Origin of the sequence: Frisingicoccus sp., from assembly GCF_048388605.1 — a bacterium.
Classification (GTDB): domain Bacteria; phylum Bacillota; class Clostridia; order Lachnospirales; family Lachnospiraceae; genus Frisingicoccus.
Window position 1 is genome coordinate 81,674 of sequence record NZ_DBGCTU010000008.1, and the last position, 24,761, is coordinate 106,434.

The 24,761-nt window shown below is 45.5% G+C and carries 24 protein-coding genes and 1 tRNA gene; 23 read left to right on the top strand and 2 right to left on the bottom strand.

Features of this window, described 5'->3' with window-relative positions:
• The first annotated feature begins 103 nt into the window (after positions 1-103).
• The 12 genes from ACMN7X_RS02025 (at position 104) to ACMN7X_RS02080 (ending at position 12,452) form a co-directional block, all read left to right on the top strand.
• On the top strand, positions 104-985 hold the full coding sequence (locus ACMN7X_RS02025) for a putative ABC transporter permease (protein WP_418745838.1): 882 nt from the start codon (positions 104-106) through the stop codon (positions 983-985).
• A 1-nt stretch (position 986) separates the two neighbouring features.
• Positions 987-1,595 (top strand): Holliday junction branch migration protein RuvA, encoded by a 609-nt coding sequence (gene ruvA, locus ACMN7X_RS02030; RefSeq protein WP_418745839.1) that lies wholly within the window; start codon positions 987-989, stop codon positions 1,593-1,595.
• A gap of 12 nt (positions 1,596-1,607) precedes the next feature.
• Positions 1,608-2,609 (top strand): Holliday junction branch migration DNA helicase RuvB, encoded by a 1,002-nt coding sequence (ruvB, locus tag ACMN7X_RS02035; RefSeq protein ID WP_418745840.1) that lies wholly within the window; start codon positions 1,608-1,610, stop codon positions 2,607-2,609.
• A gap of 83 nt (positions 2,610-2,692) precedes the next feature.
• Positions 2,693-3,097: a cell division protein ZapA gene (zapA, locus tag ACMN7X_RS02040; protein WP_418745841.1), complete on the top strand. Its 405-nt coding sequence runs from the start codon at positions 2,693-2,695 to the stop codon at positions 3,095-3,097.
• A gap of 74 nt (positions 3,098-3,171) precedes the next feature.
• Positions 3,172-5,571 carry a DUF3656 domain-containing U32 family peptidase gene (locus ACMN7X_RS02045; RefSeq protein ID WP_418745842.1) on the top strand — a complete coding sequence of 800 codons (2,400 nt, stop codon included), beginning with the start codon at positions 3,172-3,174 and terminating at the stop codon, positions 5,569-5,571.
• A gap of 17 nt (positions 5,572-5,588) precedes the next feature.
• Positions 5,589-6,944: an FtsW/RodA/SpoVE family cell cycle protein gene (locus ACMN7X_RS02050; protein ID WP_418745843.1), complete on the top strand. Its 1,356-nt coding sequence runs from the start codon at positions 5,589-5,591 to the stop codon at positions 6,942-6,944.
• Positions 6,898-8,721 (top strand): peptidoglycan D,D-transpeptidase FtsI family protein, encoded by a 1,824-nt coding sequence (locus ACMN7X_RS02055; RefSeq protein ID WP_418745844.1) that lies wholly within the window; start codon positions 6,898-6,900, stop codon positions 8,719-8,721. Before ACMN7X_RS02050 ends, ACMN7X_RS02055 begins: the two co-directional genes overlap by 47 nt.
• A 73-nt stretch (positions 8,722-8,794) precedes the next feature.
• Positions 8,795-9,247 (top strand): NUDIX hydrolase, encoded by a 453-nt coding sequence (locus tag ACMN7X_RS02060; RefSeq protein WP_132087507.1) that lies wholly within the window; start codon positions 8,795-8,797, stop codon positions 9,245-9,247.
• A gap of 104 nt (positions 9,248-9,351) precedes the next feature.
• Positions 9,352-10,860 (top strand): polyphosphate:AMP phosphotransferase, encoded by a 1,509-nt coding sequence (gene pap / locus ACMN7X_RS02065; protein ID WP_418745845.1) that lies wholly within the window; start codon positions 9,352-9,354, stop codon positions 10,858-10,860.
• A 39-nt stretch (positions 10,861-10,899) separates the two neighbouring features.
• Complete coding sequence (locus ACMN7X_RS02070) at positions 10,900-11,664, top strand: N-acetylmuramoyl-L-alanine amidase (RefSeq protein WP_418745846.1); 765 nt, start codon at positions 10,900-10,902, stop codon at positions 11,662-11,664.
• Between the two features lie 128 nt (positions 11,665-11,792).
• Positions 11,793-11,966: a type II toxin-antitoxin system HicA family toxin gene (locus tag ACMN7X_RS02075; protein WP_418745847.1), complete on the top strand. Its 174-nt coding sequence runs from the start codon at positions 11,793-11,795 to the stop codon at positions 11,964-11,966.
• A gap of 63 nt (positions 11,967-12,029) precedes the next feature.
• On the top strand, positions 12,030-12,452 hold the full coding sequence (locus ACMN7X_RS02080) for a type II toxin-antitoxin system HicB family antitoxin (RefSeq protein ID WP_418745848.1): 423 nt from the start codon (positions 12,030-12,032) through the stop codon (positions 12,450-12,452).
• 170 nt (positions 12,453-12,622) lie between these two features.
• Here ACMN7X_RS02080 and ACMN7X_RS02085 read toward each other — a convergent pair.
• Positions 12,623-12,694, bottom strand: a tRNA-Arg gene (locus ACMN7X_RS02085).
• Positions 12,695-12,834: 140 nt separating this feature from the next.
• Between ACMN7X_RS02085 and ACMN7X_RS02090 the strand changes: the two genes are divergently transcribed.
• The 8 genes from ACMN7X_RS02090 to ACMN7X_RS02125 all read left to right on the top strand — a co-directional run bounded on the left by ACMN7X_RS02090 (position 12,835) and on the right by ACMN7X_RS02125 (position 20,547).
• Complete coding sequence (locus ACMN7X_RS02090; RefSeq protein WP_418745849.1) at positions 12,835-13,680, top strand: hypothetical protein; 846 nt, start codon at positions 12,835-12,837, stop codon at positions 13,678-13,680.
• 78 nt (positions 13,681-13,758) lie between these two features.
• Complete coding sequence (locus ACMN7X_RS02095; RefSeq protein ID WP_418745850.1) at positions 13,759-14,466, top strand: pseudouridine synthase; 708 nt, start codon at positions 13,759-13,761, stop codon at positions 14,464-14,466.
• Complete coding sequence (ligA, locus tag ACMN7X_RS02100) at positions 14,459-16,444, top strand: NAD-dependent DNA ligase LigA (RefSeq protein WP_418745851.1); 1,986 nt, start codon at positions 14,459-14,461, stop codon at positions 16,442-16,444. The genes ACMN7X_RS02095 and ligA overlap by 8 nt, the downstream gene beginning before the upstream one ends.
• 52 nt (positions 16,445-16,496) lie before the next feature.
• Positions 16,497-16,946 (top strand): RrF2 family transcriptional regulator, encoded by a 450-nt coding sequence (locus ACMN7X_RS02105; protein WP_418745852.1) that lies wholly within the window; start codon positions 16,497-16,499, stop codon positions 16,944-16,946.
• A gap of 25 nt (positions 16,947-16,971) precedes the next feature.
• Positions 16,972-18,159 carry a cysteine desulfurase NifS gene (gene nifS, locus ACMN7X_RS02110; RefSeq protein ID WP_418745853.1) on the top strand — a complete coding sequence of 396 codons (1,188 nt, stop codon included), beginning with the start codon at positions 16,972-16,974 and terminating at the stop codon, positions 18,157-18,159.
• A gap of 12 nt (positions 18,160-18,171) precedes the next feature.
• On the top strand, positions 18,172-18,609 hold the full coding sequence (gene nifU, locus ACMN7X_RS02115; RefSeq protein WP_418745854.1) for a Fe-S cluster assembly scaffold protein NifU: 438 nt from the start codon (positions 18,172-18,174) through the stop codon (positions 18,607-18,609).
• A gap of 3 nt (positions 18,610-18,612) precedes the next feature.
• Positions 18,613-19,704, top strand: a complete 1,092-nt coding sequence (mnmA, locus tag ACMN7X_RS02120) for a tRNA 2-thiouridine(34) synthase MnmA (RefSeq protein WP_418745855.1) — start codon at positions 18,613-18,615, stop codon at positions 19,702-19,704.
• A gap of 21 nt (positions 19,705-19,725) precedes the next feature.
• Positions 19,726-20,547, top strand: a complete 822-nt coding sequence (locus ACMN7X_RS02125; RefSeq protein ID WP_418745856.1) for a DUF975 family protein — start codon at positions 19,726-19,728, stop codon at positions 20,545-20,547.
• On the opposite strand, the gene ACMN7X_RS02130 is transcribed toward ACMN7X_RS02125, so the two are convergent.
• A complete protein-coding gene (locus ACMN7X_RS02130; protein WP_418745857.1) occupies positions 20,513-21,388 on the bottom strand; it encodes a histidinol-phosphatase HisJ family protein in 876 nt (291 codons plus the stop codon). The genes ACMN7X_RS02125 and ACMN7X_RS02130 overlap by 35 nt on opposite strands.
• A 164-nt stretch (positions 21,389-21,552) precedes the next feature.
• On the opposite strand from ACMN7X_RS02130, the gene gap reads away from it, so the two are divergent.
• The 3 genes from gap (at position 21,553) to tpiA (ending at position 24,623) form a co-directional block, all read left to right on the top strand.
• On the top strand, positions 21,553-22,569 hold the full coding sequence (gene gap / locus ACMN7X_RS02135) for a type I glyceraldehyde-3-phosphate dehydrogenase (protein ID WP_418745858.1): 1,017 nt from the start codon (positions 21,553-21,555) through the stop codon (positions 22,567-22,569).
• A gap of 82 nt (positions 22,570-22,651) precedes the next feature.
• Entirely contained in the window at positions 22,652-23,860 is a 1,209-nt protein-coding gene (locus tag ACMN7X_RS02140; RefSeq protein WP_418745859.1) for a phosphoglycerate kinase, read from the top strand.
• A gap of 13 nt (positions 23,861-23,873) precedes the next feature.
• A complete protein-coding gene (tpiA, locus tag ACMN7X_RS02145; protein ID WP_418745861.1) occupies positions 23,874-24,623 on the top strand; it encodes a triose-phosphate isomerase in 750 nt (249 codons plus the stop codon).
• Positions 24,624-24,761 lie beyond the last annotated feature (138 nt).

Genomic DNA, 24,761 nt, shown 5'->3' on the forward strand with positions numbered 1-24,761 from the left:
ATGTATCTATTATAGACCGAAAAAAAGGGTTTCGTAAATTGATTTTTAGAATAAAATCGTGTATAGTATACCCATATAAAAGACTTCATGGAGGCATGGCTATTTGAATTTACATACAGATTTTTATCATATTTTATGGTTTTTTATTATTTATTGTGTTTGCGGCTGGATCTGGGAAAGCTCCTTTTGTTCTATAAAAGCCGGAAAGTGGATCAACCGGGGATTTTTGATGGGACCGTATATTCCTATTTACGGCTGCGGCGCGTTGGTCGTTTATCTGACGCTTTATCCTCTGAGGGGGGACTTGTGGCTTGTCTATATCGGCGGTGTTGTGTTTCCTACGATCCTGGAATTTTTTACCTCATGGATCATGGAACGTCTTTTTGCGGCCACATGGTGGGACTACAGCAATGAAAAATTTAATATTCAGGGCAGAGTCTGCCTGAAGGTATCCCTTTTCTGGGGATTTTTTTCGCTTGTTATGGTATACATTCTGCATCCGGCCGTATTGGAGTTTATAGATAAACTGCCGAGAACCGTCGGCCAGGCGTTGGGCGGTATATTTGTTGTTGTTTTTACCGGGGATTTTGCGAATACGGTTGCAGCCACACTGGATGTCAAGAAAACTTTGGCGAAAATGGAGGGTATCCGGGAAGATATTTTCCAGTTTCTGGATATCCATAACCTGGGACAGGAATATCGGGAGTTGTCCCCGTCCTATATGGCGGCCCGCTTAAAAGAGCAATGGGAGGAACGGAAAGAGTATCTTGAAAATATACCTTTAACCGGGACAATTAATGAATACCGGGAAGAACTGGAAGGGAAGCTGTCTGCTCTTGTAGAACGTTATGAAGAGAGCAAACTTAAACATCGGGCGGTATTCCGTCACCATATGGCGGCTTATCCGAATTTTAAATCCATTCGTTACGCAAAGCCGTTGGAAGATCTGAAAAATCGTTTGGAGAAACTGAGAAAGGAAAAATAAAATGCTTGCTTTTATCAAAGGCCGTCTCATTGAGACGGGAACGGATTATGTGGTTTTGGATAATCAGGGCATTGGTTATCTGATCTATACGCCCCTGTCTGTTCTGGAAAATCTGCCCCCGATAGGGCAGAATATAAAAATGTATACTTATATGTATGTCCGGGAGGATCAGCTGACACTGTATGGATTTTTGACCAGGGATGATCTGAAGATATTTAAACTGCTGATCGGGGTGAGTGGAATCGGGCCTAAGGGCGCATTGGGGCTTTTGTCCCGGATCTCGCCGAATGAATTTCGATTTGCCGTGATGTCCGGGGATTCAAAGACAATTGCCAAAGCGCCGGGGATCGGCCCGAAAACGGCTCAGAAGCTGATCATCGAGTTAAAAGATAAATTAAAACTGGAAGATATGTTTGAGGGAGATCCTGGGGAAAATGCGGATGCGGCCCGCGGCGGAAGCAGCGCGGAAAAGGAAACCATTATGGCGCTGGCTGCTTTGGGGTATTCGGAGACAGAGGCTTTCCGGGCAGTGCAGAAGGTGGAGGCGTCATCGGATATGGACAGCGAAACCTTATTGAAACTCGCTTTGAAGCAGATGTTGACCTTTTAGGGGCATGGAGATATGAATAAAAGAATTATAACAACGGAATTTATTGAAGAAGATATTAAAACAGAAAATCATCTTCGGCCGGTCTGGCTGAAGGATTATATCGGTCAGCCAAAGATTAAAGAGGTTTTGGACATTTATATTCAGGCCGCAAAACAGCGGGATGAGGCGTTGGACCATGTATTGTTCTATGGTCCGCCGGGACTCGGAAAAACGACGCTGGCAGGCATTATTGCCAATGAGATGGGTGTCCACATGAAGGTTACTTCCGGGCCGGCCATTGAGCGTCCCGGCGAGATAGCAGCCATATTAAACGGCCTGTCTCAGGGGGATATCCTTTTTATCGATGAGATCCATCGTTTAAACCGGCAGGTGGAGGAAGTGCTCTATCCGGCGATGGAAGATTTTGCCATTGATATTGTGATCGGCAAAGGGGCGACAGCCCGCTCCATCCGCCTGGATCTGCCCCAGTTTACACTGATTGGCGCGACGACAAGGGCAGGAATGTTGACGGCGCCTTTGAGGGATCGTTTTGGCGTGATCCAGCGGCTGGAATTTTACTCTCCGGAGGAATTGAGCAAGATTATTCTTCGCTCTGCGGATGTGCTTCATATGGAAATGGACGCCGCCGGAGCAATGGAGCTGGCCCGCCGTTCAAGAGGAACGCCGAGACTGGCCAACCGGCTTTTAAAGCGGGTCAGGGATTATGCCCAGGTGAAATATGACGGGCGGGTGACGGAGAGTGTTGCCAGAGAGGTGTTGGATATCCTTGAGGTGGACAGGTACGGCCTGGATTCGGTGGACCGGAATATTTTGTGGACAATGATTGAAAAGTTCGGCGGAGGCCCGGTCGGGCTGGATACGCTGGCGGCTTCGATTGGCGAGGATGCGGGAACACTGGAAGATGTTTATGAACCCTATTTGCTCCAGAATGGCTTTTTGCAGCGAACACCGAGGGGGCGCATGGTGACCCCGGCGGCTTACAGGCATCTCGGATTGCCCGTCGGAGAAAAGTAGGGGGCTTTCATAAGATTTAGTCTTGTTTTTGTCCATTGGAGCGATTATAATAAGTATAGTAATTGCGGACTGGAGGGAGAAAGATGGCTGCGAAAAAGGATATACAGGTGTTGATCGGCGGCAAAGTTTATACGCTGAGCGGCTATGAAAGTGAAGAATATTTGCAGAAGATTGCGTTGTACATAAATAATAAGATGGAAGAGATGGACCAGGTTCCAAATTACCGGCGGATGAGTATGGATATGCAGAAGACATTGCTGGAATTAAATATGGCGGATGACTATCATAAAGCCAAGAAACAGGTGGAGATGCTGGAAGCCGATATGGAAGAAAAGGATAAGACGGAATATGATTTAAAGCATGAATTGATCGGCGCCCAGATTCATCTCGAGGAAGCGGAGAAAGAGATCGAACAGCTGAAAGCCGAGATCAATGATTTGCAGAAGCAGATTGTCAAGCTGGAAACCAGAGCATATCAAAAACAATAAAAGGATTGTCAGACGGGAAATGTTGAGTTTCCCGTCTTTCTGGTTTCATAGATGCAAAAATGGGAGAAATGCAGATGTACCTGGAAAAATCAATTGAAATATTAGCTCCGGCCGGCTCCTTGGATGGAATGAAGGCCGCTTTTCACGCCGGGGCGGATGCGGTTTATATGGGCGGCAGCCGTTTTGGCGCCAGAGCTTATGCGGATAATCCGAATGAAGAGGATTTGAAGCGTGCCATCGATTATGCCCATATCCATCATAAAAAGATATATTTAACATTGAATACCTTACTCAAGGATAATGAACTGGAAGGGATGGTTTTTGATTTTTTAAATCCTTATTATGAAGAGGGACTGGATGGTGTGCTTATCCAGGATTTCGGCCTGCTGTCCCTGCTGCGTCAGAGTTTTCCGAAACTTCCGGTACATGCCAGTACACAGATGACGGTCACCGGTGTGGAGATGGCAAAATGGCTGGAAGTCCAGGGAATGGAGCGGGTCGTGCTCTCCCGGGAGCTTTCTTTGACGGAAATTAAAAAAATACGGCAGCATACCCGAATGGAACTGGAAGTGTTTGTTCAGGGTGCTCTTTGCTATTGCTATTCGGGCCAGTGCCTGATGAGCAGCTTTATCGGGGGCCGCAGCGGCAATCGGGGGCGGTGTGCTCAGCCGTGCCGCCTGCCTTATCAGATGGAGGGTGAGAGGGAGAGTCGTTATCTTCTCAGCCCAAAGGACATGTGCGCTCTTTCGGATATTCCGGATCTGGCGGACTGCGGTGTGGATTCCCTGAAGATTGAGGGGCGGATGAAAAAGCCGGAATATGCTGCTTTGACTGCCTTTCTATATCGCTATTACAGAGATTTGTATATGGAATACGGCAGAGATAAATTCCGGGTGGATGCAAAGGATGTAGAGCGCCTTATGGATTTATATAACCGGGGAGGATTTTCCAACGGTTATCTTTATCAGAATAACGGAGCAGATATGATGTGCATGGAACGGCCGAATCATATGGGAGTTCCGGCGGGGATTGTGACAAAAAGGGGCGATATTCGTGCCTGTACGGATCTGAGGCCGGGCGATGTTCTTGAAATCCGTGAAAAAGACGGTAAAAAAATAGTGGAATGGACAATAAATGAGCCGGTTCCTGAAAAAGGTTTTTTTAAACCGGGAAATGGTAAAAACGGCGGGACAAAGCGAAAACTTATTCCGGGAACAACTGTCTTTCGAATGAGAAATCCGTCATTGATCGAGGAGCTTCATGAGAAATACCTGCGCCGGGAACTGAAAGAAAATATTCAAGGAACATTAAGGGTTATGAAAGATTTTCCTGTTATGCTCACATTAACATGGGCGGATATTTCGATTTCTCTGGAGGGAGAAAGAGCGGAGGCGGCCAGGAATCAGCCGATGTCCGGGGAACAGTTAAAGAGGCCGATTCAAAAAACAGGGGGCACGGCGTTTGCGTTTGATAAACTGGAAGTTGAGACCGACGGCCTGTGTTATGTGCCGAATCAACAGCTGAATGAGCTGCGGCGGCACGGGCTCGAGGCGCTCGAAAACGCCTGTCTGAAAAAATATAAAAGAAGTGCAGGTTTTCCGGTCTCACGGCCGGCGGCAAAGGCGGCGGAGGAAAAGACGGATATTTCTGTTCAGAAAATCCCCGAACTTCATGTCATGCTGACGGGGGCGGATACTTTGAAGCGGGGTCGCATACTGGCGGAAATTGAAGAAGTGGGACGGGTTTATGCGGAACTCCACGAAGCGGTACAGGAGAATTTTGTGACAGTCCGACGGTTAAAATTTGCGGGAAAGACCATTTATTTTTCTCTTCCGGGGATTATCCGGGACAGGGACAGAGAAAAACTGACAGATTATATCAACGCGGCTGCTGAGTATGCGGACGGATGGCTGGTGCGGAATATCGAAGCTTTTTTGCTGGTGAAATCAATGTTTCCCAAAGCGGCTTTTATGTTCGATGCGAGTATATATAGTATGAACCTGCGATCTAAAAATTTTTTGTCGGGACTTGGAACTGTGAAATTGACAGCGCCGGTAGAATTGAATTATTCCGAACTTAAAAAAATTGGCTGTACCGATATGGAACTCATTGTCTATGGACATCAGCAGCTTATGATTTCTGCCCAATGTGTAAAAAAAACGCAGGGTGGTTGTACAAAACAGCCGGAAATGATACAATTAACCGATAGGCAGCATAAACATTTTTATGTATATAATGAGTGTGAGTTCTGCTATAACCAAATTTACAATGGACTTCCGACAATGCTGTTTGATAAGAAAAAAGAGATTTTTGAATTGTCGCCCGCCTCTGTGCGTATTCATTTTACTATGGAGAAAGAGGCGCAGATGAAGGCGCTGCTCCAAAGTTTTGTGTCGATTTACAGAGAAGGACGGCCGGAGAAAAATGTCCTTAAAGATTTTACCCGCGGTCATTTTACCCGTGGGATAGAGTGAGGAGTTGATAGATTCATATGGTTAATGTCATTATTCATGTGTCAAAATATATACTGGCGATTCTGGCAGCTTCCTATGCGATGAAATGTTTTACTGTGTTCAGTGACCGCCATGAATATGACCGGGGAAGCGTTTATACCACTCAGAATGTATTGATGTTTCTTATCCATTTTATTTGTTATCTGATTATATATCTTATGACAAAGGATGTGAAGATGCTGTATTTTTACGGTGCACAGTTTGTGCTGTTTCTTTTGACGCTGATCATTTACGGCACAGTTTATAAAAATGCCTCCCGTCTGATCGTCAACAATATGTGCTATCTTCTGATGGTCGGCTTTGTCATTCTGACACGGCTGGACTTTGATATGGCGGTGCGGCAGTTTGTGATTGCCGTGGCGGCAGCCTGTGTCAGCCTTGCGATTCCGGCCTTTATGCTTCGCGTGCGGATGGTGGACCGGTGGGGTATTTTTTTAGGCGTTTTTGGATTTTTAATGGTGGCTTCGGTTTTCGTGTTGGGAAAAAGCATGTACGGTGCAACAAACTGGATTTCTATCGGCGGCTTCAGTCTGCAGCCGTCGGAGCTGGCAAAAATTATCTTTGTTTTCTTTGTGGCGGCTATGCTGGCCAGGGATACCAGTTTTAAGCGGATCGTTATTACGACGGCAGCGGCAGCGGCTTATGTACTTGTGCTTGTTGTTGAGAGAGATCTTGGCGCCGCTGTAATTTTCTTTGTGACTTATCTGGTGATGCTCTATGTGGCGACGCGCCAGTTTCGATATATGGCGCTGGGCCTCGGGGCCGGTTCTGCTGCCGCGGTAGTGGCTTATAAACTTTTTGACCATGTAAAGACCCGCGTGGTAGCATGGAGCGACCCGTGGGGAAATTATAACGATGCCGGATATCAGATTGCCCAGTCGCTGTTTGCCATAGGTACCGGAGGCTGGTTTGGCATGGGACTTTTTAAAGGCAAGCCGGACACTATTCCTGTTGTCGTCAGCGACTTTGTTTTTTCGGCGATTGCGGAGGAAATGGGAGCCTTGTTTGCTATTTGTCTGATCTTGGTTTATTTTAGCTGTTTTTTGATGTTTATAAATATTTCTCTGCAATTAGTAAAGCCGTTTTATAAACTGGTGGCAATGGGGCTCAGCACATCCTATGGTATTCAATTGTTTCTCTGTATCGGCGGGGTGACAAAACTGATTCCCCATACGGGTGTTACGATGCCGTTGATCAGTTACGGCGGAAGCAGCGTATTATCAACAATTATAATCTTTGCAGTCATCCAGGGGCTTTACCTGCTGCGACAAAGAGAGGTGCGTATTCTTGAAGCAAGACAAGAAGAGCGAGACGACGAAGAAGAGCGTCCGTAAAATAAATATTGATGATTTACCAAATGAATCCGTCAGAAAAAGTTCCGGAGATATTCGGAAGGATTCAATGGGGGAGACAAAGGTATTCCGGGATCTGCCCGTAAATGACGATGAAGATTTTGAATTTGAGCCGGATTTTGACGAGATGAATTTTTTTGATGAAGAGATGATCCCGGGGAATGAAGTCGAAGAAGAGGGAACGGAAGAGAGAGCGGCGCGCCGGGAAAGACGCCGACGCCCGGATGCAGATTCGATCCAGGAGGAGATGGAAGAAGAGATACTGGAGGAGGAAGTGCCCGGAAAACGCCGGGTTAAGAAACTGCGTTTGACGCCGGAGGAGATTCAGGAGAGGAAGGCCGTGCGCAAAAAACGCCGCAGCCAGAACCCGGAAATCCTGGCGGTAACCTATGTGTTTGCCTTTTTATTTGTTCTAATGATCGGATACTTTGTTTATTTTAATGCCTTTGTCAGCAAGAATGTTATTAACAGTGCATACAATGTGCGTGTAAATTCCTTTGCGGATACAATTGTCCGGGGTGATATTATATCCGGCGACGGCACTGTTCTGGCGGAAACGCTGGTTGATGAAAACGGCAATGAGACCCGCTACTATCCGATGGGACGGATTTTCTCCCATGCGGTGGGAACTTCCGCAATAAACCAGTCGGGGATTGAGCTGTCGCAGAATTTCTATATGCTTCAATCCAATAGCAATCCGATTTTAAATGCCCTTCAGGATATCCGCGGGCAGAAAAATCAGGGAGACCGGGTCGTAACAACGTTAAATGCAGCGCTCCAGGAAGCGGCTTACAATGCGCTTGGATATAATGACGGGGCGGTGATCGCCGTTGAACCGGCAACGGGCCGGGTTTTGGCAATGGTTTCTAAACCGGATTATGACCCGAATACGCTGGTGCAGGATTATGAATCCATTGTCGCGGAGGAAAATAATGACAGCCTTTTGAATAAGACGACCTTCGGTCTTTTTGTTCCGGGTTCCATTTTTAAGACGTTGACAGCCCTGGCCTACATTCGCTCCGGCGCGGATTATAACAATTACAGTTATACCTGTGAGGGGCAGATCAATCTGGGGGGTGACGACTATATTACCTGCTTTGATCAGACAGTGCACGGCACGGAGAGTTTTATGGATTCTTATGCTTATTCCTGTAATTCTTCTTTCGGCAATATCGGTTTAAAGCTGCCGGATAATCTGTTGAAAGACACATGTGAAGCCTTGTTTTTCAATGAAGAACTGCCTACGGAAATACCGCACACAAAGAGTTTGTTCAGCCTGGCGGCGGATGATACGGACTGGCAGACGGCGGCGACGGCGATCGGGCAGGGTCATACTCAGGTAACGCCGCTGCAGATGGTAATGATCGCGGCGACGATCGCCAATGGCGGGAATATGATGAAGCCTTATATGGTGGACGCAGTGGAGACGGCCGGCGGCGGACACCGGGTAAAAAAATACATGCCGGATTCCTACGGACAGATACTCACAACCCAGGAAGCGGACCAGCTTGCCCAGCTTATGGAGGCGGTTGTCAATTATGGTACGGCCACATCTCTGTCCGGTTACGGATATTCGGTGGCCGGCAAAACGGGAACAGGCGAGGTCAGCGGCAAGGGCGATAACTCCTGGTTTATCGGTTACGCGCCGGCGGAGCAGCCTCAGATTGCCATCTGTGTTCTTGTGGAAAACGATGAAGGATATTATGAAAGCGCATTGCCTGTGGCCAACGCGGTGCTTCAGGCCTATCTGGGGCAATAATTTAAGGTTGTATTTATCTTTAAATGGTTGTATACTTATTTCAGGAAACACACCATAAAATGGAGGTACAGCCATGACAGAGGCAACAAGCTGCGGCGGTGTGGTTATATTCAGAGGCAAGATCCTTCTGCTTTATAAAAATTACAGGAATAAGTACGAAGGATGGGTTTTGCCAAAAGGAACTGTTGAGGAAGGTGAAGAGTATAAAGAAACAGCTATCAGGGAGGTACGTGAGGAGACTGGGGTCAGCGCTTCGATCATTAAATATGTGGGAAAAAGTCAATATACCTTTAATACCGCGCAGGATTTAATTGTAAAAGACGTACACTGGTATCTGATGATGTCCGACAGTTATCATAGCAGACCACAACGTGAAGAATATTTTGTGGACTCAGGGTATTACAAATATCACGAGGCTTATCATTTGTTAAAATTTACGAATGAGAAACAGATACTCGAAAAGGCATACAGTGAGTATGTTGAATTGAAAAAGAGTAATCTGTGGGGCAATAAGAAATATTTCTGAGGAGAATTGTAAATCAGGGTTCCGAATGGAGGGAATCCTGGTTTTTTCTTTTTAAAATGCTTTTAAAGGGGAATACTAGAAAAATCAAGGAAAGAAGGTAGTTTATGCTGGAAAAAATTAATCTTTCGAGAAAAATGTCCAAAAAGGAATGTAAGGTGCTGATGGAGCAATTGGAGCCCCAGTTATCCCTGCTGCAGCGGAAATTAAAGGAGTACAGAGTCCCGGTGGTGATTTTGTTTGAAGGTTTCGGCTCATCGGGCAAGGGTACGATGATCAATGAGCTGATCCAGCCGATGGATCCGAGAGGCTTTAAGGTATATACGATCCAGAAGCCGACGGAAGAGGAGAAAATGCGGCCTTATTTATGGAGGTTCTGGACGAGACTTCCGGAAAACGGAAGGATTCATTTGTTTGATCGGAGCTGGTATACAAAAATAGTGGAAGATCGGGCGGAAAAACGGAAAAATCGAGAAAAGACAGAAAATGCCTATAATGATGTTCTGAATTTTGAGCAGGAACTGGCCAGAGACGGTATGCTGATCATTAAATTCTTTCTCCATATTTCAAAAAAAGAGCAGAAAAAACGTTTTCAGGCTTTAGAGGATAATAAGGAAACAGGCTGGCGCGTGACCGAGGAAGATAAGAAACATAATAAAGCTTATGATGACTGGCTGGAAGCTTTTGAAGAAATGATTCAGAAGACAGATACATCCTTTGGAAGCTGGACAATTGTGGAGGCCACGGACAGGGAATATGCCAAAATAAAAATTATTTCCACGGTTGTGGATATTTTTGCGGACCGCCTGGCAAAGGAAGAGGCAAAGGCGGCAAAAGAGGCAAAAGGCAAAAATGTACCGGCGCCGGAAACCGTTGATGAAACCGGTAAAACATCCTTTGGTTCTTCAGTGTTGGATGCAGTGGATTTATCAAAATCTTTGACTAAAAGTGTTTACAAGAGGGAATTGGCAGATCTGCAGAAGCGGATGGCCCTGCTGCACAGTGAACTCTACAGGCAGCGGATACCGGTGGTTATCGGCTTTGAAGGTTGGGACGCAGGCGGAAAGGGCGGCGCCATTCATCGGCTGACAAAAACAATGGATCCGAGGGGCTATGAGGTGATACCGACAGCCGCGCCGAACGATATCGAGAAGGCCCATCATTATTTATGGCGGTTCTGGAATCATATGCCGAAGGCGGGCCATGTGGCTATTTTTGACAGGACATGGTATGGCCGGGTGATGGTGGAACGAATAGAAGGTTTCTGCACGGAGGATGAATGGCGCAGAGCTTATAACGAGATTAACCGGATGGAGGCCCAGTTGGCGGATGCCGGGGCGATTGTTTTGAAATTCTGGCTTCATATCGATAAAGAGGAACAGAAAAAACGATTTGAAGAGCGGATGGAGAATCCGAACAAACAGTGGAAGATCACGGATGAGGACTGGAGAAACCGGGAAAAATGGGATGAATATACAAAGGCTGTGGATGAGATGATCCTTCGCACATCGACAACCTATGCCCCATGGATCGTTGTTGAGGGCAACGATAAGCTTTATGCCCGGATCAAAGTACTCCGCACAGTGGTTGAAGCCATCGAGAAACGATTGAAATAAAACTGCATAGGATAGATAGAAAGAACCTTTGGAGTTTTTATGGCTTATAAAATTATGATTGATGCGGGACACGGGGGTCGTGATCCCGGGGCCGTTTATAACGGACGGCAGGAAAAGGATGATGTATTGGAACTGGCGCTGGCTGTGGGGCAGATTCTGGAGGATGCGGGACTGGATGTTGAGTATACCCGGACAACAGATATTTATGAATCGCCGAGTGAAAAGGCGAGGGAGGCCAATAATGCCGGCGCCGATTTTTTCGTATCTATTCATCGCAATTCGTTTCCAAGGCCGAATGAAGTATCCGGTGTGGAAACGCTTGTTTATGATGCCGGTGGGATCAAAAATCAGATGGCGGAAAATGTGAACCGGCAGCTTGAAAATATCGGTTTCCGGAATTTGGGTGTGAAGGAGCGGCCAAATCTCACCGTGCTGCGGAGAACCCAGATGCCGGCCATATTGGTGGAAGCAGGATTTATCAATTCGGATATAGATAATCGATTATTTGACGAGAATTTTCAGGCGATTGCCCATGGAATTGCGGATGGTATTCTGGAAACGATCGGCATAGGCTCTTCGGGCACGATGGAGCAGGTCTATACGGTTCAAACGGGGGCTTTTCGAAATGAAGAATACGCCGGACAAATGCTTGACAGCCTTTTAAGCCGGAATTATCCGGCCTTCATTTCAGAGGGCGGCGGTTATTACCGTGTCCAGGTTGGAAGCTTTGGAAGCCTGGCAGAAGCCCGGAGCATGGAGCAGAGACTTCGCCAGGATGGTTATCCAACGGCAATCATCGGGTGATTCAGAACTTATGGAAATTTGTAGAGTTAAGTTCATAAGAAATACGTATAAAATACGCAACACATATTGACAAAACACTGAATAAGGCGCATAATATACGCATAATCAAGCAAAGGAGAAATAGTTTAATGAAGCGTAGGGAATTAGTTAAACTGCTTGAAATGAACGGATGGTATAAGAAGAGAAATGGTGGTAATCATGATTTATATACAAATGGAAAAGATACGGAACCCATTCCAAGACATTCGGACATTAATGAGCGATTGGCGAGAGCAATCATTAAGAAACTGGGGCTGAAATAGTCCCAGGGTCTCTTAAGATTTTCATTAGGCTATATATAAAGAAGCATTATGGAGGCAATCACTATGAAGGAGATTTACAAAAGGAAAGGAGCATATCCAATCGTAATATCTAAAGAAAATGATGGAACGTATTTTGTATCAATACCAGATTTTAATACGTTTACTCAAGGAATGGATATTGCAGATTCTATGGAAATGGCCAGAGATGCCATTGGGCTAATTGGAATTGATTTGGAAGATGAAGGAAAAAGTATACCGGAACCCAATTCGGTAAAATATTCAAAAGAGAAAGGAGATATTGTCACGTTAGTTGATGTCGATTTTTATGAATATAGAAAAAAAGTCGATAATAAAGCTGTCAAAAAAAATTGTACAATTCCTTATTGGTTAAACGTTGAGGCTGAAAAGGCTGGTGTGAATTTTTCGCATGTGTTACAAGATGCACTTATCAGTGTTCTTGGCATACACAAAGGTAATGTTAACTAATTCTCTATATACATTTTTTTCAAAACGTCCTGTAGAAATATAGGGCGTTTCCTTATATTGGAATCTATGATTAGATCGTGGTGGCACTATGGAGGACATGCTCCTGTAATGAATGAGGATGCTCTTGCGAAAGCAAAGAAGAATTATGAAAATTACATGAAATTAAAAAATGCACCCGACGGGAATTGAACCCACGCACATGGCTCCGGAGGCCATTGCTCTATCCACTGAGCTACGGGTGCAAATAGTATTCTACTATAATAGGAAAAAATTTGCAATGATTTTTTTGAAAATTTTCCATATTGTTTCTCAAAAAAGCCATTATAGTTGACGGAAAGCCCTTTTTTTGATAAAATAAAGAGAATTGAAAAGGAGGATTACTATGAAGACAAGCCGTAGTAAATTAATACTTATTATTCTGTTGTCAGTGGTTGTCATTGCAGCGGCCATTGCCGGCGTTGTATTATCCATGAAGAATAAATCGGAAGAAAAACAGGCTCCGGCTGCAAAAACTTCGGAGAGTATTGTTATCGATGAAGATGAAATATCGAAAGATCGTTTGTTAAAGGATAAGTATCCGGAAGTCAATGATTTGATTAAAAGATACCGTGAAGCATTGACGAATGGCGATGTGGAGGCGTTGAAGGCGATTTATAATACGCAGGATGAGATCAGCGCCGATGTTCTTACATCAACATCCAAGATTATTGAAGGCTACACAGATACGGTATGCTACACGAAGAAGGGATTAGAGGATAAGTCTTATTTTGTGTTTATTTATGACAAATTGAAGATCAGCGGTATCAATACACCGGCCCCGAATCTGACAATGGTTTATGTGAAAAGCACAGCCGATGGTACATATTATATCTATCGCGGAGAGCTGAACGGCGCGACGGCAACTTATGAATATGACGCGGAAACGCAGGCTTACATCGCAAAACTGTATGAGGACGATGAGGTTAAGGATCTGATGGCGACGGTATATCAGGAAAAGGAAGCTGCCTGCGCAAAGGATGAAGCGCTTCGCAACTTTATCGATGGACTGTCCTCGCCGACATCCGATGTGACTGATGAAACATCGGCTGAGGCAGAAGGTGAGAATGTCGGGAGCGACAATCCCGAAGGCGATAATGTTGAAGGACAAAATGCCGGAGACGGGGAAGGCGGAGAAGCAGAAAGCCAGGGCGAAGAGACTCAGCCGGCGGAGACCGATGTCGTCGGATAAACATTTGAGAGCGTAAGATAAAAGGTTTCTATTACCGGGGGTAGTAGAAACCTTTTGTTGGGATAAAGGAAGATAAGAATGGAAAAAGTGAGATTAAATAAGTATTTAAGCATCCAGGGGGTATGTTCCCGAAGAGAAGCAGACAGGTATATTGAAGCCGGAAAAGTCACCATCAACGGACGGGCAGCCGCTATGGGAGAAAAGGTGGACGGCACGGAGGAAATTCTTTTTGACGGAAGGCCGGTCAGCGGGGTGAAGGAGGAGAAAATCGTGCTGGCGATGAACAAGCCGGCGGGCATTGTCTGCTCCAGCAAGGAAAAAGATAATATTGTTGATTATATGAAATATCCTCAACGGATATATCCGGTGGGACGCCTGGATAAGGATTCTACGGGTCTTATTTTGCTGACGAATGACGGCGAATTAATGAATGAGATTTTAAAGGCCCGGAATTTCCATGAAAAAGAATATGAGGTCCGGGTCCGGGAACGGATAACGGCGGATTTTATTCGGGGAATGAGCGAAGGGGTATGGCTCTCTGAACTGGGCGTAAAAACCCGGCCATGCAAGGTGAAAAAGGTGGATGCCTACACCTTTCGGATTATTCTCACACAGGGGCTGAACCGACAGATAAGGAGAATGTGCGCATATTTTAATTTTCGTGTGGTTACATTAAAGCGTATACGGATTATGAATATCCGTTTGGGAGACTTAAAAGAAGGCGAATGGCGGGAGATTAAAGGCCGTGAACTTGAAGAACTGCGGGGAGGGATCGATCATGAATGATCTGCTGAGAGAAATGAAAGATTTGATTCATAAATTGAATGAAGCTTCGAAGGCTTATTATCAGGAAGCCCGGGAAATCATGAGTAACTATGAGTATGATGCCCTGTATGACCGGCTTCTTGAGTTGGAGAAGGAAACGGGAACGGTTCTGGCAGACAGTCCGTCAATTCATGTGGGTTATGAGGTACTCAGCGAGCTGCCGAAGGAGAAACACGATTCGCCGATGCTTTCTCTGGATAAAACAAAGGATGTTCAGGCGCTTCGGGCCTGGATTGAGGGCCATGAGGGACTTCTTTCCTGGAAACTGGATGGCCTGACTATCGTACTCACCTATCAGAAGGGAGAGCTCTATAAAGCGGTTACCCGGGGAAACGGGATTGAGGGTGAAGTTATCACAAATAATGCCAGAGTGTTCAGAAATATTCCTCACAGGATTCCTTATGCGGGTGAATTGATCCTCCGGGGAGAAGCCCTGATCAAATATTCCGATTTTCGAAAGTTAAATGAGAGCATTGAAGATGTGGATGCAAAATATAAAAATCCCCGGAATCTCTGCAGTGGTTCGGTCCGCCAGTTGAATAATGAGATCACAGCACAGAGGGGCGTTTATTTTTATGCTTTTACGCTGGTGAAGGCCGGCAATGTGGACTTTAAAAATTCCCGAAGAGAACAAATGGAATGGCTGCGCCGCCTTGGCTTTGAGACAGTAGATTATAAGATGGTAAACGCTTCAAATATAGAGACGGAGGTTCAATGGTTTTCGGAACATATCAGGGAAAACGATCTGCCTTCTGATGGCCTTGTGCTTACATTGGATGATATCGAATATAGCCGTTCTCTTGGAACGACGGCAAAGTTTCCACGGGATTCCATTGCCTTTAAATGGGCCGATGAGACGGAAAAAACACGGCTTTTAGAGGTGGAATGGAGTGCATCGCGGACCGGGCTTATCAATCCGGTTGCCATTTTTGAGCCGGTCCAGCTGGAAGGAACGACAGTGTCCCGGGCGAGTATTCACAATGTCAGCATTGTGGAGAGCCTGGAACTTGGGCTTGGGGATGAATTGATGGTCTATAAAGCCAATATGATCATTCCCCAGATCAGTGAGAACCTTACCCGCAGCGGCACTCTGGAAATTCCGAAAGTCTGCCCGGTATGTCATCATCCGACGGAGATTTTGCAGGAAAATGATGTTAAAGTGCTGACTTGCCCGAATCCGGAGTGTGAGGCGAAGCATATTAAGGGATTATCCCTTTTTGTATCCAGAGATGCTTTTAATATTGAAGGACTGTCCGAAGCAACGTTAGAGAAGTTTGTCCAAAGGGGCTTTATTCACAGCTTGCAGGATGTATTTCATCTGGATGCTCATAAAGAAGAGATCATCGATATGGATGGGATGGGAGAAAAATCCTATGCGAACCTTATTCAGGCGGTGGAAAAATCCCGAAATATAGCGACGGCCCGATTTGTATACAGTCTTGGAATTCCGAATGTGGGACTTTCCAACGCCAAACTTTTGTGCCGGTATTTTAAGGATGATATATCTGCCCTGATGTCGGCTGATGCGGAGGAGATTGGGACGATTGAGGGTATTGGGCCTGTGATCGCGAAAAATGTGGAAAATTTTTTCTCGGATGTGAAGATGCGGGAACGGGTAGAGGCGCTTCTTACGGAAGTTCATCTTGAAAAAGAAGAGATCGCTGAGGATGAAATGATATTTAAAAATATGACCTTTGTCATCACGGGAAGTGTTCATCATTTTGCCAATCGAAATGAGGTCAAGGCACTGATCGAGTCCAAGGGGGGCAAGGTGGCCGGTTCCGTATCCTCTAAAACCCGCTATCTGATCAACAATGATTCGACTTCTTCTTCATCGAAAAATAAAAAAGCGAAGGAACTTGGAGTTCCGATTATAACAGAAGATGAATTTTTGGAACTTATTGAGAAAAATCGTATTGACAGTTCCGGGGTTCAGTGATATTCTATGAACATAAATCCGAGTAAATTACTCGGATATAAGAGGTGAGAGTATGAAACTTTCAACAAAAGGCCGGTACGGCCTGAGAGCAGCGGTGGATTTGGCTTTATTTTCAAAGGATGGACCGATTTCAATCAATACCATTGCCTCGAGAGAAAACCTGTCTGAAAGCTATCTTGAACAGTTATTTGCCAAATTAAAAAAGGCGGGACTGATTTTAAGTATTCGGGGAACAAACGGGGGGTATCAGCTGGCGAAACCGGCCGGTGAGATTTCTGTCGGAGATGTCCTCAGGGCTTTGGAGGGTGAGATGGTTGTGGTTGACTGTCCGGACAGCGAAGGTAAATGCGCTAAATTTGACTCCTGTGTCACAAAATATGTCTGGAAGCGTATTAATAATAGTATTAATGAGACGATGGATTCTATGACACTGGAGGAAATTATTGCAAACAGTCATGGCGCTGCGGAAGAAAGCGGTCAAAAAGCATATTGCTCAAAATAATATAAATGAATGGAGAGAAGATAAGATGGATAAGAAGATTATTTATCTGGATCATGCGGCAACAACGGCGACACGTCCCGAGGTTGTGGAAGCTATGCTGCCTTATTTTACTGAAAATTATGGAAATCCTTCCACGGTTTATGACCTGGGGGCAAAAAATAAAGCTGTCGTTACGGAAAGCCGTGAGACGATTGGAAAAGCGTTGGGAACAGATGCTGCGAATATTTATTTTACAGCCGGAGGTTCCGAATCGGATAACTGGGCTCTTGTTGCAACGGCGGAGGCCTATAAAAACAAAGGAAATCATATCATTACATCTAAGATTGAACATCATGCCGTTCTTCATACCTGCGAATATCTTGAAAAGGAGCGGGGTTACGAAGTAACTTATGTGGATGTGGATGAAAACGGCGTGATCAAGCTGGATGAATTAAAGAAGGCTATTCGCCCGACAACCATTTTGATCTCCGTAATGTTTGCCAATAATGAGATCGGAACCATCCAGCCGATTAAAGAGATCGGCGCTATTGCCCATGAACACGGTATTCTGTTCCATACGGATGCGGTACAGGCTTTCGGACAGCTTCCGATCAATGTGGATGAGCTGAATATCGATATGCTCAGCGCCAGCGGCCATAAATTAAACGGCCCGAAGGGTATCGGCTTCTTATATATCCGTAAAGGCGTGAAGATTCGTTCTTTCATTCATGGGGGAGCCCAGGAAAGAAAGCGCCGGGCCGGAACAGAAAATGTACCGGGAATTGTCGGACTTGGCAAGGCGGTGGAAATCGCGATGGCGACTATGGAAGAGCGGACGAAAAAAGAAACCGAATTGAGAGACCATTTGATCGACAGGATTCTGGCTGAAATTCCTTATACACGTTTGAATGGTGACAGAGACAGTCGTCTTCCGAATAATGCAAATTTCAGTTTTCAGTTTATCGAGGGAGAATCGCTGCTGATCATGCTTGATATGGCAGGAATCTGCGGTTCCAGCGGTTCCGCCTGCACTTCTGGCTCTCTGGATCCGTCTCATGTCCTTCTGGCCATCGGCCTGCCTCATGAGATCGCCCATGGCTCTCTCCGGCTGACATTGGGAGAAGATAATACAATGGAAGAAATGGATTATGTGGTTGACAAAATCAAGGGTATTGTAGCACGCCTCAGAGAAATGTCACCGTTATATGAAGATTTTGTAAGAAAGAACAAATAGGAGGAGTTTAATATGTACAGCGAAAAAGTAATGGACCATTTTCAGCATCCGAGAAATGTCGGCGAAATTGAAAATGCCAGCGGCGTAGGTACAGTTGGCAATGCAAAATGCGGCGATATTATGCGTATTTATTTTGATATTGATGAAAATCAGGTGATTCAGGATGTGAAATTTAAAACCTTTGGCTGCGGAGCGGCTGTGGCGACAAGCAGTATGGCAACAGAGATCGTCAAGGGGAAAACAATTTATGAAGCGCTTGAGGTGACCAACAAAGCGGTTATGGAAGCGCTTGACGGGCTGCCGCCGGTGAAGGTACACTGCTCTCTGCTGGCTGAGGAAGCCATTCATGCGGCTCTTTGGGATTATGCGGAGAAAAACGGTATTAAAATCGACGGCCTTTCAAAGCCGAAATCAGACATTGGTGAAGAAGAAGTTGAAGAGGATTATTAATCCATGAAGAATAAAAAAGTCATTGTTGGAATGTCCGGCGGAGTGGATTCTTCCGTAGCCGCTATGCTTTTAAAAGAGCAGGGCTATGATGTGGTTGGCGTGACCATGCAGATCTGGCAGGATGAGGAGACGGCCATTCAGGAGGAAAATGGCGGCTGCTGCGGGCTGAGTGCCGTGGATGACGCACGCCGGGTAGCCGGCCGGTTGGATATTCCATACTATGTGATGAATTTCAAAAAAGAATTCAAAGAATGGGTGATGGATGATTTTGCTGCGGAATATTTTCGCGGCAGGACGCCGAATCCATGTATTCGATGTAATCGTTATGTTAAATGGGAGGCTCTTTTGCATCGGGCTATGTCCATCGGAGGAGACTATATTGCCACCGGGCATTATGCCAAAGTGGTTCAGCTGGAAAACGGCCGGTACACTTTGAAAAAGGCGCCTTCCAGAAAAGATCAGACCTATGCCCTCTATAATCTTACCCAGGAGCAGCTCTCAAAAACGCTGATGCCGGACGGTGATTATACAAAAGAGGAAATTCGCCGGATGGCGGAAAATATGGGACTGCCTGTGGCCTTTAAGCCGGACAGTCAGGATATTTGTTTTATTCCTGACGGTAATTATCAGAAGTTTCTCTATGAATATACGGGGAAAAAACTTCCGAGAGGGAACTTTGTGGATAAGACCGGGAAGATTCTTGGTATCCATGAGGGGATTACCCATTACACGGTGGGGCAGAGAAAGGGGTTAAACCTTTCCATGGGGCACCCGGTATTTGTCACTGAGATCCGGCCGGAGACAAATGAGGTAGTCATCGGAGAGAGTGAAGATGTATTTAAATCGGCGTTGACGGCATCCCATGTCAACTGGATGTCGATTCCTGAGCCGGAACCGGGAGAAAAAATCCGGGTACACGCAAAGGTTCGCTACGCCCATGCCGGGGCTTCGGCTACAGTCTTCAGAAAAACCGATGGGATGCTTGTCTGTGAGTTTGATGAGCCGCAGCGGGCAATTACACCGGGACAGGCACTTGTTATGTATGACGGGGATTATGTTGTCGGCGGCGGCGTCATTGAGCAGATTGAAGGGTGAAAGCTGTAAGGAGGAAAGCCTATGTGGGTAAGAGCGGAATTAAAGCAGCGGGCAAAACAAAATTTAAAGAGATATTATTGGCCGGCGGTGATCGTATGCTGTATATTTTTTATACTTCAATATGCGACCGGGGTAAACAGTAATTCTGCGCCGAACCCGGGCGGTTCATATGACGAAGAAGTGACGGAATATATTGGCGATAATGATATTTCTTATGATGTGGAAAATGATACGCTGCCGATGCTCGAAGAATATGCAAAGCGATATTTTTATTCGGAGAGCGGCGCCGGAATGTTTACGACGGTTGTCACTTCCACCGTGTTGTTTTACGGAATTTTGCTGGCACTGCTCCGTGTCTGTCTGAATTATTTTATTCTCAATCCGATTCAGGTGGGAATGGCCAGTTTCTTTTATCGGAACCGGACAGAAAAGACCAGCGTTGGAGAGCTGGCCTTTGCCTTTAATCGAAATGACTTTCTGCCGGTTGTAAAGACGATGTTTTTGCGGGGACTTTATATTTTCCTTTGGACCTGGCTGCTTGTTATTCCGGGCATTATCAAAGGTTATGAATATCGGATGGTGGACTATATTCTTGCGGAACATCCCGATATGCCGACGCGGGAAGTATTAAGGTTGAGCCGTCAGATGATGATGGGGCACAAGTGGAACACCTTTGTTTTGGACATGTCCTTTTTCGGATGGGCCTTTTTGGGAGCCCTTGTACCTTTTGGATTGTTTAATCTGTTTTGGACATATCCTTATATGAGAGCCACGGAAGCCGAGCTGTATGAGGCATTGAAATCCCCGATTACAGTGGAAGCATCACAGGCTGACGTTTTTTAAATACGGTATAATATTTAAAGCCGAGGGTTTTTAAAAGCTCTTCGGCTTTTTTAAAATCATAGGCAATGTGCTCCGGCTTATGAGCATCGGCGCCGATGGTTATTTTTTCACCGCCAAGTTCCAGATAGCGTTTTAAAATATCCGCCTGGGGATTCGGCTGGCCGAGCCCGTATTTATAACCGGCTGTGTTGACCTCCAGGGCCAGATCATGTTCAATAATGGTGTTTAATGCCTTATCAAGAACAGCGGCATGTTTTTCATAAGTATAGCCCTTATTTTTTTTCGGAGCATAGCGGATCAGATAATCGATGTGGGCATAGGTGTCAAAATTTTGATAAGCGGCAATATTATTGACGATTGTCTGAAAATATTTATCGCAGATATCCTCCACGGTGCGTCCTTCCCAGAATTCGGTTTCATAGGGGTCCCCATGAATCATATCCTTAGGAGCGCTCCCATGTTCCCGGATATATTCTAAATCCTTTTTGTACCATGGCGCGGGAATCAGGTGGGAAGAACCGATAATGAAATCAAAGTCATGGGCATCGGCGACAGCGGCATAGCGGTCGGCCAGATGGGGCAGGAGACCGAATTCAATCCCGAAGAGAACTTCTATATCGTTTTTATATTTATTTTTCAATTCAAATAATTTCTTTTCATAAGCCGCCATATCTACCTCAAACAGAACTGTACCGTCCGCGGAAGGATATTCATAATCCAGATGTTCGGTAAAGCAGATCGTTTTTAATCCTCTGGCAGCAGCGCCCTGAATCATGCTTTCCATGGGTGATTCGGAATCGGAAGAGAAGGATGAATGCATATGTATATCACTGGTAATCATTTTTTTGCCTCCATTTCATATATTTCAAGCTAAATATAATAGAAAATCGACGATTTGTCAAATAAATAACAAATATTATCGGAATTTAACTTGAATTTTATCCCGTAATTGGGTAAAATAGAATCATAGTAAAAATACAATCTAATTTAGGAGGAACTAAAATTATGGCAGTAAGAGTAGCAATTAATGGTTTTGGCCGTATTGGCCGTCTGGCATTCCGTCAGATGTTTGGGGCTGAAGGATATGAAATTGTAGCGATCAACGATTTGACAAGCCCGAAAATGTTAGCTCACTTATTAAAATATGATTCTTCACAGGGAAAATACGCATTGGCTGATAAGGTTACAGCAGGAGAAGATTCCATCACTGTTGATGGCAAGGAGATCCGTATCTACGCTTTCCCGGATGCAAATAACTGCCCATGGGGAGAATTAAAGGTTGACGTTGTTCTTGAATGTTCTGGTTTCTATACATCCAAGGACAAAGCACAGGCTCATATTAATGCCGGTGCCCGCAAAGTTGTTATTTCTGCTCCGGCAGGCAACGATCTGCCGACGATTGTTTATAATACCAATCATGAAACATTGAAAGCAGAAGATACTATCATTTCCGCAGCATCCTGTACAACAAACTGCCTGGCACCGATGGCTGACGCTTTGAACAAATATGCGCCGATCCAGTCCGGTATCATGTGCACGATCCATGCTTATACAGGCGATCAGATGACTTTGGATGGACCGCAGAGAAAAGGCGATCTGAGACGTTCACGTGCAGCGGCAGTGAATATCGTTCCGAACTCCACAGGTGCAGCAAAAGCGATCGGCCTTGTTATTCCTGAATTGAACGGCAAATTGATCGGTTCTGCGCAGCGTGTTCCTACCCCGACAGGTTCCACAACGATTTTGACAGCCGTTGTTAAAAAGGAAGGCGTTACAAAAGAAGGAATTAACGAAGCTATGAAAGCCGCTTCCAATGAATCCTTTGGATACAATACAGATGAGATCGTTTCTTCCGATATCGTTGGAATGAATTATGGTTCTCTGTTTGATGCAACTCAGACAATGGTTTGCCAGATCGCAGATGATTTATATGAAGTACAGGTTGTTTCATGGTATGATAATGAGAACAGCTATACAAGCCAGATGGTTCGTACGATCAAATACTTCTCTGAATTGGCATAAGATTCAGTAAGACCTTAAAGGTCCGGTCTTTTGGACCGGGCCTTCTTTACTATGATATGCAAAATATATGGAGGCGATAATCATGGGATTGAATAAAAAATCAGTAGATGATATTAATGTAAAAGGCAAACGTGTGCTTTGCCGCTGTGATTTTAATGTACCTTTAAAAGATGGCGTGATCACGGATACAAACCGTCTCACGGCAGCACTCCCTACAATTAAGAAATTGATCAATGATGGCGGAAAAGTCATTTTATGCTCTCACCTCGGAAAACCGAAGGGTGAGCCGAAGCCGGAGCTTTCTCTGGCCCCTGTTGCGGTAAAGCTCTCGGAACTTCTCGGACAGGAAGTGAAATTTGCAGCAGATAATGAGGTTGTCGGCCCGAATGCCAAAGCGGCTGTGGAAGCGATGAAAGACGGCGATGTTATTTTGCTTGAAAATACCCGTTATCGCATTGAAGAAACAAAAAATGGCGAAGCTTTCAGCAAAGAACTGGCTTCCCTCTGCGATGTTTTTGTAAATGACGCTTTTGGTACGGCTCACCGGGCACATTGCTCCAATGTGGGCGTGACGGAATATGTGGAGACAAGCGCTGTCGGTTATCTGATGCAGAAAGAGATCGATTTCCTCGGAAATGCGGTCAATAACCCGGTACGCCCGTTTGTTGCTATTTTGGGCGGCGCAAAGGTAGCGGATAAATTAAACGTTATTTCCAATCTTCTGGAAAAATGCGATACATTGATCATCGGCGGTGGTATGGCTTATACATTCCTCAAAGCGAAAGGCTATGAGATTGGTACATCTTTAGTTGATGATTCCAAACTGGATTACTGTAAAGAAATGATGGAAAAAGCTGAGAAACTCGGTAAGAATCTCTATCTGCCGATTGATACGACGATTGCAAAGGATTTTCCGAATCCGATTGACGCGGAGATTCCTGTAACCGTCGTTCCTTCGGATGCAATTCCGGCGGATATGATGGGACTTGATATCGGTACGGCAACGGCTGAAAAATACGCGGAAGCAGTGAAAACCGCAAAAACGGTTGTATGGAACGGCCCGATGGGCGTATTTGAGAATCCTGTCCTTGCTAAAGGAACGATTGCCGTGGCAAAGGCTTTGGCGGAAACTGATGCGACAACAATTATCGGCGGCGGCGATTCGGCAGCTGCGGTAAATCAGCTTGGATTCGGAGATAAGATGACACATATTTCCACCGGCGGCGGCGCTTCCCTCGAATTCCTTGAGGGCAAGGATCTGCCGGGCGTTGTGGCAGCAGATGATAAATAGGAGAGGAATAGAGATCATGCGTAGAAAAATTGTTGCAGGAAACTGGAAAATGAATATGACACCTTCACAGGCTGTTGCTTTGATTGAAGAATTAAAACCGCTTGTTGTCAGTGAAGATGTGGACGTTGTATTTTGTGTGCCGGCCATTGATATTATTCCGGCGGTTGAAGCTGTAAAGGGAACGAATATCCATATTGGCGCTGAAAATATGTATTTTGAGGAAAAAGGCGCATTTACCGGTGAGATCGCACCGGATATGCTCACCGATGCGGGCGTGGAATATGTCATTATCGGTCATTCGGAGCGCCGTGAATATTTTGCGGAAACCAATGAAACGGTCAATAAGAAGGTGCTGAAAGCCTTTGAACACGGTCTGACGCCGATCATCTGCTGTGGTGAATCCCTGACACAAAGAGAACAGGGAATCACGATCGACTGGATTCGTCAGCAGATTAAGATCGCTTTCTTAAATGTAACGGCGGAACAGGCAGCAAAGGCAGTGATCGCCTATGAGCCGATCTGGGCGATCGGCACAGGAAAGGTAGCGACGACCGAACAGGCACAGGAAGTTTGCTCTGCGATCCGTGTCTGCATAAAAGAGCTTTATGACGATGCGACGGCGGAGGCTATCCGTATTCAGTACGGCGGCAGCGTATCCGCTTCCAGCGCGCCGGAACTCTTTGCCCAGGCTGATATTGACGGCGGACTTGTCGGCGGCGCCAGCCTTAAAAAAGATTTTGGAGCTATTGTAAATTATCGTTAAATATGAGCAGGATCCATTGAAAGGGGCTGTAAAAAAAGTCCTTAATTAAGAAACGCCAGTTCCGGTAAATGCCGGATCTGGCGTTTCTTTGTATATTACATCAAATATTCTGATAAATGTTACTTGTTTTGGTGAAAA

Coding starts and splice junctions, on each gene's coding strand:
- ruvA (WP_418745839.1), top strand. CDS start 987: ATGCTTGCTTTTATCAAAGGCCGTCTCATTGAGACGGGAACGGATTAT.
- ruvB (WP_418745840.1), top strand. CDS start 1,608: ATGAATAAAAGAATTATAACAACGGAATTTATTGAAGAAGATATTAAA.
- zapA (WP_418745841.1), top strand. CDS start 2,693: ATGGCTGCGAAAAAGGATATACAGGTGTTGATCGGCGGCAAAGTTTAT.
- ACMN7X_RS02045 (WP_418745842.1), top strand. CDS start 3,172: ATGTACCTGGAAAAATCAATTGAAATATTAGCTCCGGCCGGCTCCTTG.
- ACMN7X_RS02050 (WP_418745843.1), top strand. CDS start 5,589: ATGGTTAATGTCATTATTCATGTGTCAAAATATATACTGGCGATTCTG.
- ACMN7X_RS02060 (WP_132087507.1), top strand. CDS start 8,795: ATGACAGAGGCAACAAGCTGCGGCGGTGTGGTTATATTCAGAGGCAAG.
- pap (WP_418745845.1), top strand. CDS start 9,352: ATGCTGGAAAAAATTAATCTTTCGAGAAAAATGTCCAAAAAGGAATGT.
- ACMN7X_RS02070 (WP_418745846.1), top strand. CDS start 10,900: ATGGCTTATAAAATTATGATTGATGCGGGACACGGGGGTCGTGATCCC.
- ACMN7X_RS02075 (WP_418745847.1), top strand. CDS start 11,793: ATGAAGCGTAGGGAATTAGTTAAACTGCTTGAAATGAACGGATGGTAT.
- ACMN7X_RS02080 (WP_418745848.1), top strand. CDS start 12,030: ATGAAGGAGATTTACAAAAGGAAAGGAGCATATCCAATCGTAATATCT.
- ACMN7X_RS02090 (WP_418745849.1), top strand. CDS start 12,835: ATGAAGACAAGCCGTAGTAAATTAATACTTATTATTCTGTTGTCAGTG.
- ACMN7X_RS02095 (WP_418745850.1), top strand. CDS start 13,759: ATGGAAAAAGTGAGATTAAATAAGTATTTAAGCATCCAGGGGGTATGT.
- ligA (WP_418745851.1), top strand. CDS start 14,459: ATGAATGATCTGCTGAGAGAAATGAAAGATTTGATTCATAAATTGAAT.
- ACMN7X_RS02105 (WP_418745852.1), top strand. CDS start 16,497: ATGAAACTTTCAACAAAAGGCCGGTACGGCCTGAGAGCAGCGGTGGAT.
- nifS (WP_418745853.1), top strand. CDS start 16,972: ATGGATAAGAAGATTATTTATCTGGATCATGCGGCAACAACGGCGACA.
- nifU (WP_418745854.1), top strand. CDS start 18,172: ATGTACAGCGAAAAAGTAATGGACCATTTTCAGCATCCGAGAAATGTC.
- mnmA (WP_418745855.1), top strand. CDS start 18,613: ATGAAGAATAAAAAAGTCATTGTTGGAATGTCCGGCGGAGTGGATTCT.
- ACMN7X_RS02125 (WP_418745856.1), top strand. CDS start 19,726: ATGTGGGTAAGAGCGGAATTAAAGCAGCGGGCAAAACAAAATTTAAAG.
- ACMN7X_RS02130 (WP_418745857.1), bottom strand. CDS start 21,388: ATGATTACCAGTGATATACATATGCATTCATCCTTCTCTTCCGATTCC.
- gap (WP_418745858.1), top strand. CDS start 21,553: ATGGCAGTAAGAGTAGCAATTAATGGTTTTGGCCGTATTGGCCGTCTG.
- ACMN7X_RS02140 (WP_418745859.1), top strand. CDS start 22,652: ATGGGATTGAATAAAAAATCAGTAGATGATATTAATGTAAAAGGCAAA.